Origin of the sequence: Pseudomonas sp. ME-P-057 (assembly GCF_030208975.1) — a bacterium.
Classification (GTDB): Bacteria; Pseudomonadota; Gammaproteobacteria; order Pseudomonadales; family Pseudomonadaceae; genus Aquipseudomonas; species Aquipseudomonas lutea.
On record NZ_JARVSX010000033.1, the window covers coordinates 280,178 to 292,261 of the forward strand.

Annotated in this window: 9 protein-coding genes; 4 read left to right on the plus strand and 5 right to left on the minus strand. The window is 61.2% G+C overall.

What is annotated here, in order from left to right; all coding sequences use genetic code 11:
* Positions 1-40 precede the first annotated feature (40 nt).
* Complete coding sequence (locus QRN48_RS17895; protein ID WP_285352037.1) at positions 41-826, plus strand: class I SAM-dependent methyltransferase; 786 nt, start codon at positions 41-43, stop codon at positions 824-826.
* Positions 827-1,044: 218 nt separating this feature from the next.
* Positions 1,045-2,133, plus strand: coding sequence for a catalase family protein (locus QRN48_RS17900; protein ID WP_285352039.1), 1,089 nt, complete (start codon positions 1,045-1,047; stop codon positions 2,131-2,133).
* A 79-nt stretch (positions 2,134-2,212) separates the two neighbouring features.
* On the opposite strand, the gene QRN48_RS17905 is transcribed toward QRN48_RS17900, so the two are convergent.
* Complete coding sequence (locus QRN48_RS17905; protein WP_502944625.1) at positions 2,213-2,845, minus strand: TetR/AcrR family transcriptional regulator; 633 nt, start codon at positions 2,843-2,845, stop codon at positions 2,213-2,215.
* Positions 2,846-2,950: 105 nt separating this feature from the next.
* On the opposite strand from QRN48_RS17905, the gene QRN48_RS17910 reads away from it, so the two are divergent.
* Together QRN48_RS17910 and QRN48_RS17915 are read left to right on the plus strand one after the other, a co-directional pair.
* Positions 2,951-4,063 carry an efflux RND transporter periplasmic adaptor subunit gene (locus QRN48_RS17910; RefSeq protein ID WP_285352043.1) on the plus strand — a complete coding sequence of 371 codons (1,113 nt, stop codon included), beginning with the start codon at positions 2,951-2,953 and terminating at the stop codon, positions 4,061-4,063.
* 6 nt (positions 4,064-4,069) lie between these two features.
* Positions 4,070-7,147 carry an efflux RND transporter permease subunit gene (locus QRN48_RS17915; protein ID WP_285352045.1) on the plus strand — a complete coding sequence of 1,026 codons (3,078 nt, stop codon included), beginning with the start codon at positions 4,070-4,072 and terminating at the stop codon, positions 7,145-7,147.
* A gap of 204 nt (positions 7,148-7,351) precedes the next feature.
* Here QRN48_RS17915 and QRN48_RS17920 read toward each other — a convergent pair whose 3' ends face one another.
* The 4 genes from QRN48_RS17920 to QRN48_RS17935 form a co-directional block, all read right to left on the minus strand.
* On the minus strand, positions 7,352-8,041 hold the full coding sequence (locus tag QRN48_RS17920) for a DUF4197 domain-containing protein (RefSeq protein ID WP_285352046.1): 690 nt from the start codon (positions 8,039-8,041) through the stop codon (positions 7,352-7,354).
* Positions 8,042-8,079: 38 nt separating this feature from the next.
* A complete protein-coding gene (locus tag QRN48_RS17925) occupies positions 8,080-8,478 on the minus strand; it encodes a YbaY family lipoprotein (protein WP_285352048.1) in 399 nt (132 codons plus the stop codon).
* 569 nt (positions 8,479-9,047) lie between these two features.
* Positions 9,048-11,540 carry a glycerol-3-phosphate 1-O-acyltransferase PlsB gene (gene plsB / locus QRN48_RS17930; RefSeq protein ID WP_285352050.1) on the minus strand — a complete coding sequence of 831 codons (2,493 nt, stop codon included), beginning with the start codon at positions 11,538-11,540 and terminating at the stop codon, positions 9,048-9,050.
* A gap of 102 nt (positions 11,541-11,642) precedes the next feature.
* Positions 11,643-12,020: a hypothetical protein gene (locus tag QRN48_RS17935; protein ID WP_037013250.1), complete on the minus strand. Its 378-nt coding sequence runs from the start codon at positions 12,018-12,020 to the stop codon at positions 11,643-11,645.
* Positions 12,021-12,084: the final 64 nt, after the last annotated feature.

Sequence of the window (12,084 nt, forward strand, 5' to 3'; positions counted from 1 at the left end):
ATGTTGCCAATCATTAAGAAATTTTGAGCGTTTAGAGACAATGACTGAGCATGACGCGGGCAGCCGCATTCGGGTCGACAGCCTGACCCCCGACGGGCAGCAAACAGCAGTGCAGTGGGCGCAGCGACTGGCGTTGCCGCTGGACGATGCCCAAGCGGACTTTGCCTTGCAAGTCGCAGCCGACGGCTTGCAGTTGCAGCAGTTGGGCGGCGACGCGCCGGGCCCGGTGCGGGTGGATTTTGTGGAAGGCAAAGCAGCGCACCGGCGGCTGTTTGGCGGCGGCAGCGGGCAGATGATCGCCAAGGCCGTCGGCGTCCAGCCTGGCGTGCGGCCGCGGGTGCTGGATGCCACCGCTGGGCTGGGCAAGGATGCGTTCGTGCTGGCGAGTCTGGGTTGCGAAGTGAGCCTGATCGAGCGGCAGCCAATCATCGCCGCACTGCTTGAGGACGGTCTGGCGCGGGGGGCACAGGATCTGGACGTGGGCCCGATCATCGCCCAGATGCGTTTGTTGACCGGCAACTCCATCGATCTGATCCGGCAATGGCAGGGCGAGCCACCCCAGGTCATCTACCTCGACCCGATGTTTCCCCACCGCGAAAAGACCGCTCTGGTGAAAAAGGAAATGCGCCTGTTCCGGCCACTGGTGGGCGACGACATGGACGCCCCGGCGCTGCTTGAGGCGGCGCTGGCGCTGGCCAGTCATCGCGTGGTGGTCAAGCGCCCGCGCAAGGCCCCGTGCATCGCAGGTGCAAAACCGTCATACGCGCTGGACGGCAAGTCCAGCCGCTACGATATCTATCCCAAGAAGGCGTTGAAAGGCGCCTGAAACTTGGGATGGAGGTCAGGCGAGGGCAAGGCAGCGCGGCCGCCGACGCCGATCTGGAGCGTCGTAGCGCCCTCGGCAGAGTTGAATTCATCGACTTGCCCTGAACCGAGCAATCGTCTGCGCAGTCATCTGCTACGCCGATGCCAGACAAGCCGCCATTCCAGGCGTGCGCTCATCGGTGGCCTGCCATGGCCTGATTGATTGCCGGAGATAACCCGATGAGCACTTCCCTTTTGTCTGTGACCCCTTTGCTGTTTGAGCCGCGGTTCGAGCAGATACCTGATGACGAGGCTCAGACCAGCCGAGAGTTGGCAGACGCCATGCACAGCATCCTGGAAGCCACCTACAAGGATGGCGGCCACGCCATACGCAGCGTGCACGCCAAGGCGCATGGCTTGCTGCATGGCCAGATCCACATTTTGGAGAACCTGCCGCCCGAACTGGCACAGGGGGTGTTTGCTCATCCCGGCACGCTCGCGCTGAAGATGCGCTTCTCTACCAACCCGGGCGACCTGCTGGACGATAAAGTGTCGACCCCGCGTGGGCTCGCCATCAAGCTGGTGGGTGTGCAGGGCGCTCGGCTACCGGGGAGTGAAGGCGAAGTCACGCAAGATTTCGTGATGCAAAACGCCAAAGCGTTCACGGCAGCCACCCCCAAGGACTTCCTCAAAACCCTGAAGCTGCTCGCCAAGACCACTGATAAAGTCCCGAACATGAAGAAGGCGTTGTCGGCACTGTTCCGCGGGCTGGAATCGGTGGTGGAGGCTGCGGGCGGCGAGAGTGGTACGCTCAAATCATTGGGTGGTCACCCCATGACTCACTTGCTCGGTGAAACCTATAACAGCGTCGTGCCGTTTCTCTATGGTCGTTATTACGCGAAGTTGAGTGTGGTACCCGTTTCCACTGAGTTAACTGCGTTAACCGACCAGCCAGTCGACCTCGACGGGCATCCAGACGGTTTGCGGGAAGCGGTACGCAGCCACTTTGCGGGCAAGGGCGGGGTGTGGGAAGTGCGTATCCAGCTCGCCATCGACCTTGAAAAAATGCCGATAGAAGACGCCTCGGTGGAGTGGCCTGAAGACCTCAGCCCATTCGTGACAGTGGCACGGATCGAGGTGCCGCCGCAGGACAGTTGGTCAGATGAACGCCAGCTGGAAATGGACGATGGCATGGCATTCAGCCCCTGGCATGGCGTTGTCGAGCATCGTCCCCTGGGCGGCGTCATGCGGGTGCGCAAACCGTCCTATGAGCTGTCTTCCGGTTTTCGCGCCAGCCACAACGGCTGCCCGATGCACGAGCCTCGCTGATTAACCGAGGCACCCTTCTGCGGTGCCTCGACCGCCGTCTCGCCGGCTAAAGCCGATCGTTCAGGAAGCGATGACCTCCCTAAACCCGATATGCCCTCATGAACAACGCCACCACTTCCCGCACATGCTGTTCGCCGGTCTGCTCATCGGGAGTCTCGCCGGTGCCGATGAGCAGCCGGAAGTTGCAGACGCCTTTGATCAAACTCAAAAAATGCCCGGCGGCGCTGGCCGGCGAGTCAAAGTGCAGGCCGTGTGTGCCGTTCAGTTTCGTCAGAAACCGCTCCATCTCTTGCAGGATGCGCTGTGGGCCCGCCTCGAAAAACACCTGCGACAGCGAAGACCCTTGCGTCCCCAGGGTGATCATCAGCCGGTGTAGATCAATCGACTCGGGGCTGTTGATCAGCGTCTGAAACCCTCTGGCAATACCCAGCAATACTTTCTCTACCGGCGCATCCATCGGCACGTCGACGAACAGCTCGGGCACTTGCTCTTCGCAGCGAGCGACCACCGCGCAGGAAAATAATGTGTCTTTGTCGGTGAAGTGACTGTAGACGGTGAGCTTGGAGACCCCGGCTTCAGCCGCAACGGCGTCCATGCTGGTATTGGCGTAGCCGTGACGCACAAACAGGTTTTTGGCGGCTTCAAGAATCGCCTGGCGCTTGGCCAGATCCTTGGGGCGGCCAGGCCCGCTGGAGGATGTGGAGTCGTTCATGGAGTCTTTAGGCATCTTGATCTATTAGTGGACTGTTCAGTTCGGTAATTTTAAATATACTCGCCAGTACAATTATTCCAAGCTCTCTGCCCAAGGTGCCTCACCATGCTGCGCGATGCCCTGTTTCTTGCTCGGCTCTTTGCCCTGCCGGTCTGTTTGATCGCGGCGCTGTCCGGTTGCGGGCCGCAAGCACCGGCTGCCACCACGGTGCGGCCTGCCATGGTGGTGCAACCGCTGCCATCTGCCCAGTCCATGGACAGCTACCCCGGCGAAGTTCGCGCCCGCCTCGAACCCGAGCTCGCCTTTCGCATTCCCGGCAAGGTCAGCAAACGCCTGGTCGAGGAAGGCGAACGGGTCAAGCTCAATCAGCCGCTGGCCGAGCTCGACGCGCAGGATGTACGCCTGCAACAGGACGCCATCCGGGCGCAGGTGGCAGCAGCCGAAGCGAATCTGCAGACGGTCCGCTCCGAGCGTGACCGGTACAAGACGCTGATGGACCGCCAGATGGTGAGCAAGTCTCTATACGACAACGCCGAGAATCTCTACCGCGCCGGGGACGCCCGTCTTAGACAGCTCAAGGCAGAATTGACCGTCGCCGATAATCAGACCGGCTACGCGGTGCTTCGTGCGCCTCAAGAGGGTGTGATTGCGAGACGACTGGTGGAGGTCGGGCAAGTGGTGGCGGCCGGGCAGACGGTCTTTACCCTTGCCGCCGATGGCGAACGGGAGGTCTCGATCAGTCTGCCGGAGCAGAACTACGGCCGTTTCAAGATTGGCGATCCGGTGTCCGTCGAGCTGTGGACCCAGCGCGAGCAGCGCTTTCCCGGCCGCATCCGAGAGCTGTCTCCGGCCGCTGATCCGCGTTCGCGCACCTTCGCCGCACGCATAGCGTTTGCCGGCGGGAAGGTACCGGCTGAGCTGGGCCAGAGCGCTCGGGTGTACATCCAGTCCGAACACGCCGCACCGTTGTCTGTGCCGCTGTCGGCGCTCACCGCGGAAAACGGCGCGACCTACGTCTGGCGCCTGCAGAACGACTCCACGCTTAAACGCACGCCGGTGCAGGTCGGTGCGTACGGGCAGGAATCGGTGCCGGTGCTGAGTGGCCTGCAGGCCAGCGACTGGGTGGTCGCGGCCGGCGTACACTTGCTCCACGAAGGCGAACAGGTGCGACCGGTCGATCGCAGCAACCGAGCGGTCAGACTGGCGGCGAAGGAGTAGCAAGGGATGCGGTTCAATCTTTCCGAATGGGCTCTGCGAAACCGGCAGATGGTCCTGTACCTGATGATATTGCTGGCCGTCGTTGGCGCGCTCTCCTATACCAAGCTTGGCCAGAGTGAAGACCCGCCATTCACCTTCAAGGCCATGGTCATCCGCACCCTTTGGCCTGGCGCCAGCGCGCAGGAAGTGTCTCGGCAGGTCACCGACCGGATCGAGAAGAAGCTCATGGAAACCGGGGATTACGAGCGCATTGTCTCGTTTTCGCGTCCCGGTGAATCCCAGGTCACCTTCATCGCCCGGGACTCACTGGTGTCGGCCCGGCTACCGGAGCTGTGGTACCAGATCCGTAAAAAGATCGGCGACATACGGCAGAACCTTCCGGCCGGCGTACAGGGCCCGTTTTTCAACGACGAGTTCGGCACCACCTTTGGCAATCTGTACGCGCTGACGGGCGAAGGCTTCGACTACGCCGTGCTCAAGGACTATGCCGACCGCATTCAGATCCAGCTTCAACGCATCAAGGACGTGGGCAAGGTCGAGCTGTTGGGGCTGCAGGACGAGAAGATCTGGATCGAGCTGTCGAACGTCAAGCTCGCCACCCTGGGGCTGCCGATGCAGTCGGTGCAGCAGGCGCTGGAAGCACAGAATGCCGTGGTCGCAGCGAGCTTTTTCGAGACGCCAAGCGAGCGCGTTCAGTTGCGTGTCACCGGGCGCTTCGAAACTGTCGATGAAATCCGCGATTTCCCCATTCGCGTGGGCGACCGCACGTTCCGTATCAGCGATCTGGCGGATGTTCGGCGCGGCTTCAACGACCCGCCTGCACCGCAAATGCGCTTTATGGGGCAGGACGCCATTGGGCTTGCTGTCGCCATGAAAGACGGCGGCGACATCCTTGTGCTGGGGCGCGCACTCGAGGCTCAGTTTGCGCGCCTGCAAGATAACCTCCCCGCCGGGATGCAACTGCGCAAGGTGTCCGATCAGCCCGCGGCGGTGAAGACCAGTGTCGGCGAGTTCGTTCAGGTGCTCGCCGAAGCCCTAGGCATCGTGCTGCTGGTGAGCTTCTTCTCCCTCGGCGTGCGCACCGGCATGGTGGTGGCATTGGCGATCCCGCTGGTGCTGGCGATGACTTTCGCCTGTATGTACTACCTGGGCATCGGTTTGCACAAGATCTCTCTCGGCGCGCTGGTGCTGGCGTTGGGCTTGCTGGTGGACGACGCGATCATTGCCGTGGAAATGATGGCGATCAAGATGGAGCAGGGGTATGACCGGTTGAAGGCCGCCAGCTTTGCCTGGACCAGCACGGCCTTCCCGATGCTGACCGGCACGCTGATCACCGCCGCAGGCTTCTTGCCCATCGCCACCGCGCAATCGAGTACCGGCGAATACACCCGGTCGATCTTCCAGGTGGTGACCATCGCGTTGATCGCATCGTGGATTGCCGCCGTCGTGTTTGTGCCGTATCTGGGCGCCCGGCTGTTGCCGGATCTGGCGAAAATCCACGCCGCTAGACAGGGCCCCGGAGCCAGCGCGCCTGACCCATACGCCACGCCGTTCTACCGACGCGTGCGCGGTTTGGTGGGGTGGTGCGTGCGTCGCCGCAAAACGGTGATCGTGCTGACGATCGCGCTGTTTGCGTTGTCGATTTTCATGTTTCGTTTCGTGCCCCAGCAGTTCTTCCCGGCATCCGGCCGGCTGGAACTGATGGTCGACCTGAAACTCGCCGAAGGCGCGTCGCTGAGCAGCACTGCCGAGCAGGTTAAGCGGCTGGAAGCGATGCTCAGGGAACATGAGGGTGTGGAGAATTATGTCGCTTACGTTGGCACCGGATCGCCGCGCTTTTACCTGCCGCTGGACCAGCAGTTGCCAGCTGCAAGTTTCGCCCAGTTCGTTGTGCTGGCGAAGACCATCGAGGAGCGCGAGGCGCTGCGCACCTGGCTGATCCAGACGCTGGATGAGCAATTTCCAACGCTGCGGCCGCGAGTGACGCGTCTGGAAAACGGACCGCCCGTGGGCTACCCCGTGCAGTTTCGCGTGACAGGCGAGCACATCGACGAGGTGCGAGCGCTGGCGCGTAAAGTGGCGGCGAAGGTGCGAGAGAACCCTCATGTGGTCAACGTTCACCTGGATTGGGAAGAGCCCAGCAAAGTCGTGCATCTCAATGTGGATCAGGACCGGGCCAGGGCGCTGGGTATCACCACGGGTGACGTGTCGCGATTTCTGCAGAGCCAGCTGACCGGTTCGAGCGTGAGCCAATACCGTGAGGACGACGAGCTGATCGAAATCCTGGTCCGCGGCACAGAGCAGGAACGCCATGAGCTGGGGAGTCTTGCCAGCCTTTCGGTGCCGACCAGCAACGGCGGCAGCGTTGCTTTGTCCCAGGTCGCGACCCTGGAGTACGGTTTCGAGGAGGGCATCATCTGGCACCGTAACCGCTTGCCCAACGTGACGGTGCGCGCCGATATCTATGGCAAAGAGCAACCGGCGACGCTGGTGAAACAAATTTTGCCGACGCTGGACGATGTGCGCGCTCAGTTGCCTGACGGCTATTTGCTGGAGGTCGGAGGCACGGTGGAGGATTCGGCGCGCGGGCAGAATTCAGTGAACGCCGGGGTACCGCTGTTTATCGTGGTCGTGCTGACATTGCTGATGGTTCAGCTGCGCAGTTTCTCACGCACCTTCATGGTGTTTCTCACCGCGCCGCTGGGGCTGATCGGCGTGACGCTGTTCCTGCTGTTGTTCAATCAGCCGTTCGGCTTTGTCGCCATGCTGGGCACCATCGCGCTGTCGGGGATGATCATGCGCAACTCGGTGATACTCGTTGACCAGATCGAGCAGGACATTGCGTCTGGAGTGGGGCGCTGGCAAGCAATCATCGAGGCCACGGTTCGGCGCTTCCGGCCGATCGTGCTCACCGCGCTGGCGGCCGTGCTGGCCATGATTCCGTTGTCACGCAGTGTATTCTTCGGGCCGATGGCAGTCGCCATCATGGGCGGTCTGATCGTCGCCACGGCGCTGACGTTGTTGTTCCTGCCGGCACTGTATGCGGCCTGGTTCAGGGTGAAGAAGGATGAGGGACTGCCCTGAACCAGATGGCGCCTGCACTCTGAATCAATTGTGGGGGTGAGCGTGCTCGCAGATGGGCAGGTACATTCGCTGACTCTCCAGTGAGTGAAACGCCGTCTTCGTGAGCATGCTCACTCCCACGTGGACCGTGTCAGGACAACGCGGCACGCGGGACTGTTTATGTAAGAAGACCAAATTCGATTGCGCCGCGCACCTCGGCGCTTGTCACAACGCGCCAAATACCTTTTTTGCCAGTCCGGTGGCAGCCGCTGCCGGGTTGGCGCGAATGGTTTCTTCCTGTTTGGCGATCATTTCAAACAGCCCGTTCAGTGCCTTCTCCGTCACATAGCCTTCGATATTCGCGCTTTTCGTGTCCAGCACACCCAAGGTTGCGGCCTGGCCGGCGAAAGCGTTGTATTTCTGCGCCAGTCCCACTTTGTCAGTGGCCTGTTTCACAATCGGCAAGAACTTGGCGCGAATCTGTTCGCGGCTGGATTTGCTCAGGTATTCGGTAGCCGAGTCCTTGCCGCCGCTTAGAATCCCTTTGGCGTCTGCGACGCTCATCTTCTTGACGGCGTCGATCAGCAGCGTCTGTGCCTGAGGCATCGCGGCTTCTGCCGCCTGGTTCATGCTGGTTTCCAACTGGTCAACCTGTGCGCCCATGCCGAACTGTTTCATCTTCTTGGCGACTTTGCCGAGGCTGCCGGGGAGTTCGATGCGTACGTCTTTGTTGTTATTGAAGCCTCCTGGCGCGCCCAGTTGCTTGACGGCGACTTGCGCGCCTTGGGTGAGGGCATCCTTCAGGCCGCCGGTGGCGTCCGATTGGGACAGGTCACTGAGCGACAACGCGAAGGCACTGGCCGACAACAGCAGGCCGGCGCAGACGCCAGTAAACGAGAGGGAGCGACGCAACATGGGTAATGTCCTTTTCAACGGTCTGTGAGTCGGCCCGATCAATGCGCCGGGCTCAAACGAATTTTGACGGGGGGCTTTTCGTCCAGCGTCAGGTCCACGGTGTAGCGCTCGGTGCTGATCAGCAGCAGCTTGCCGTCCACTTCAATGCGCGCACTGACGGCGTAAGTATGCCCCGGCTGGACCTGCTTCTGATCGTAGGTCAAATGGAACGGCAGCGGCACCTGGCCCTTGATCGGGCCGCTCTGGCTGGCGAGGACCTGTGCGGGTGCATCGGCCAGGCTGACGTCTTGCAGGGACACCTTCAGCGTGGCCGCAGGAGGCAGCGCCATGCGCTGGAGATAGAAGACTTCGCCATCTACCGTCCCCGGTACGTTGTCCGGCACATGAGCACAGGCGGCCAGTGCGGAGGTCATTAACGCGAGCAGAATGCCTTTCATGTGATGCTCCTTTTCAACCAAAAAACCGAATGGCTCGGAGAGCGAGATTACTGTAGAAGCCGGGTTGCTGGCGAATGCGGTGAGTCAGGCACATCTGTGGGGGCTGACACCCCCGGTTCGCCAGCAAGCCGGCTCCTACAGTTTGATGCGTTCGCCTGTTATTTCGGGTTGTTGAGGGGACTGCTGCGTTTGCCCGTGATTTCGGGTTGTTGCGGAGATCACTGTGGGAGCCGGCTTGCTGGCGAATGCGGTGGGTCAGGCACATTTGTGGGGGCTGACACCCCCGGTTCGCCAGCAAGCCGGCTCCTACAGTTTGGTGCGTTCGCCTGTTATTTCGGGTTGTTGCGGGGATTGCTGCGTTTGACCGTGATTTTGGGTTGTTGCGGGGATTGCTGCGTTTGCCCGTGATTTCGGGTTGTTGCGGGGATTGCCGCGTTTGCCCGTGATTTCGGTGATTACGGAGGTTACTGTAGGAGCCGGCTTGCTGGCGAATGCGGTGGGTCAGACACCTCAATGGTGACTGACACGACCACGTTCGCCAGCAAGCCGGCTCCTACAGGGGCATTCGCTCATGCAATCGGGGCGGGGCCGACGACGTCATCGTTGCGATGCAGCGCGACCTGGCGGATCGACAGCCTGATTTCCGCCGGCAGTACACGCTTGGCTGCGCCTTCTGCCAGATCGCCCAACATGTCGTGATAACTCAATTTGCCGGCCTCGTCGGTGCGCAGCACGCCCTGGTCCAGTAGCGTCTGAATGAAATGCCGGAACAGGCTTTTGTCGAAGAATTCCGGCGCATTCAAACCGTGAAGGATCGATAAGCGCTGTGCCATCGTCGTACACAGCTCCTCGAGTCCTTCGGCCGTCAACGTGTGCTGGCCACTGTTGAGCAGCAGGGAAATCGCCATGTAGAAGCGCTGGAGTGTCTGAGCAATGGCCCTCGACAGCAGCGTCAGCAGCACGAAATGCCGCGAGCTGGGTGCCGGGCGCAGGTACACGCCGTTCTCGACACGCAACAGCCCTTGCTCGACGAACGCCGTCAGCCACTGATCGATAACCTCATCAAGGTCTTCGAGTGACCAGCGGATGAACAGCTCGGGTTGCAGGTACGGATAAAGCGCCCGCGTGAAGCGCAGAATCTGTTCACGGCTCATGCGCGACGAGCTCTGAAAAAAGCACGCCAGTAGCGAGGGCAGCGCGAAGATGTGCAGCACATTGTTGCGGTAATAGGTCATCAGGACGGCATTCTGCTCGTCCAGGTACAGAATCTTGCCCAGCGCATCGCTGAGTTCCGAGAGCAGATCCATCCCCTTGACGTGCTCTATCAGCGCCCGGCCATCGCCGTCGGGCAGCGTTGTGTGGGGCGAGTAGGGCACGGAGCGCAATAGAGTCAGGTACAAGTCCAGCACGCGCGCCAGGGCTTGGTCATCCAGCGCATGTTTGGCGGTTGACAACAATGCCAGCGCCACCAGATTGACCGGATTGATTGCCGCCGCTTCGTTCAGGTGTCGGGCCACCCGCTCGCCGAGGCGGTGCGTGGTCTCGTTGAGCCAGGCCGGTTTGAACAATGGCGCCAGCGACTGGGTGCGCCAGTCCGGCTGTTCGTGGTCGAGAAATTCCGTCAGCTTGATCGGCTCGCCGAAGTTGACCGAGACCTGGCCAAAGCGTTGTTTCAGTGCGCCGATGACTTTGAAGATGTCGAAGATCGACTCTTTCTTCTTCGCTGCACCGCGCAGCTCGCCGAGGTAGGTCCGGCCTTCAAGCACGCGCTCATAACCGATGTACACCGGCACAAAGACGATGGGCATGCGCGAGTTGCGCAAGAAGCTGCGCAGGGTGATGGCGAGCATGCCGGTTTTTGGTTGCAGCATGCGCCCAGTGCGCGAGCGCCCGCCCTCGACGAAGTACTCGACCGGGAAGCCTTTGGTAAACAGAGTGTGCAGGTACTCGTTGAACACCGCGGTATAGAGCGGATTGCCCTTGAACGTGCGACGCATGAAAAAGGCGCCGCCGCGTCGCAGCAAACTGCCGATCACCGGCATGTTGAGGTTGATCCCGGCAGCGATGTGCGGCGGGGTCAGGCCGTTGCGAAACAGCAGATACGACAGCAGCAGATAGTCGATATGGCTGCGATGGCAAGGGACGTAGATAATCTCATTGCCTTGGGCGACGTTCTGCACGCCTTCGAGATGACTGACTTTGATGCCGTCGTAGATTTTGTTCCAGAACCAGCTCAGCACCACTTCCAGAAAACGGATCGCAGTGTAGGTGTAGTCCGAGGCGATCTCGTTGCCATAGTGCAGGGCTTTGTCGCGCGCCTTGGCTTCGGTGATCTTCTCCCGCGCGGCCTCGTCCAGAATGGCTTGCCTGACCAGCGGGTCGGCAACCAGGCCTTTCACCAGATGGCGACGGTGGGAAAGGTCCGGCCCGATCACTGAGGTCTTCAGGTTGCGGAAGTGAACGCGCAGCAGGCGTTGAGCCATGCGCACAGTGCGCTCGTAACCTTTGTTCTCGTCGACCAGTTCACGCACATGAACCGGCGCCGAGAACTGCACCCGCGTTTTACGGCCCAGGATCAGAATGGTCACGAGGCGACGCAGGCGTCCGGTCACCGCCCAGCTGTCGGCGAACAGCAACTTCCACGGGCTGTCTTCCTTGTCCGGAGACTGACCCCAGAACACGCTGACCGGAATGATTTGCGCATCTTCCGTGGCGTTATGAGTCACCGCGCCGACCAGGCGTTCAAGGGTCGGGGGCGCGCCGCGCTTGTCGTGCCGGCCCAGCCAGTCGGGTGCGGGCGTCAGATAAAAGAACGCCGCCGGTTCTATCAGGTTGCCCACCGCCACGGACAGTACCGGGCGCGGCAGGCCAGCCTTGCGACACTCCGTGTCGAGGACCGCCAGATCACTCATCGAGGGGTTTTGCAGCGCGTAGAAAACCGGACGGCTGCGGTCAAGATTAAGGGTGAAGGACGACTGATTGATCGTCTCTGAGCGCACCCACAGATAAAGCAGGCGGCGCACGGTGCCGAACACAAGACGGCGAAACGGGGAACGGGTCATAGAATTCTGCTGAGAGGGGCAATGCCCGCGAGGCCGCCAGTTTGCCGTATCTGACAAACGTGGGCAAAGAGGCGGGGCCGGACAGCCCCGCGGCCCGATACGTTACGACGTGCGCCAGGTGATTTCTTCTTCACCGTCGTCACTGATGCGGATCCACTGGTCGGCCTCCGCGTCGTTTTCTTCCTCGACCCAAGTGCCCGGGGCGCAGCGGACTTCAACGTGCAGGGCGGCGAAAGCGGCGCGGCCGCAGGCGACGTCGTCGTCCCACGGCGTCTTGTCGCTGTCCAGGCACAGGCTGTTCCATTTGCCCACGGCTTTGGGAATCCAGGTCACGGGCACGTCGCCCGCCTGGCATTTCCAGGTCTGGCCTTTCTGCGTCCATTCGGTGCAAGGGCCAATCGCTTGAGTCAGCCAGGCGGTGATTGCCTTGTGGTCGACGTCAGCGTCTTTCAGGTAAATCTCGATATCGGGTTGGCGCATGGATGCCTCGTGGTTGTTCTGGAAATCCACTCGCGGATTCCGTCGGTTCAGTTACTGCAAACGG

Bases quoted from the DNA above. Each gene is read 5' to 3' on its own strand.
- QRN48_RS17895 (WP_285352037.1), top strand. From the start codon at position 41: ATGACTGAGCATGACGCGGGCAGCCGCATTCGGGTCGACAGCCTGACC.
- QRN48_RS17900 (WP_285352039.1), top strand. From the start codon at position 1,045: ATGAGCACTTCCCTTTTGTCTGTGACCCCTTTGCTGTTTGAGCCGCGG.
- QRN48_RS17905 (WP_502944625.1), bottom strand. From the start codon at position 2,845: ATGAACGACTCCACATCCTCCAGCGGGCCTGGCCGCCCCAAGGATCTG.
- QRN48_RS17910 (WP_285352043.1), top strand. From the start codon at position 2,951: ATGCTGCGCGATGCCCTGTTTCTTGCTCGGCTCTTTGCCCTGCCGGTC.
- QRN48_RS17915 (WP_285352045.1), top strand. From the start codon at position 4,070: ATGCGGTTCAATCTTTCCGAATGGGCTCTGCGAAACCGGCAGATGGTC.
- QRN48_RS17920 (WP_285352046.1), bottom strand. From the start codon at position 8,041: ATGTTGCGTCGCTCCCTCTCGTTTACTGGCGTCTGCGCCGGCCTGCTG.
- QRN48_RS17925 (WP_285352048.1), bottom strand. From the start codon at position 8,478: ATGAAAGGCATTCTGCTCGCGTTAATGACCTCCGCACTGGCCGCCTGT.
- plsB (WP_285352050.1), bottom strand. From the start codon at position 11,540: ATGACCCGTTCCCCGTTTCGCCGTCTTGTGTTCGGCACCGTGCGCCGC.
- QRN48_RS17935 (WP_037013250.1), bottom strand. From the start codon at position 12,020: ATGCGCCAACCCGATATCGAGATTTACCTGAAAGACGCTGACGTCGAC.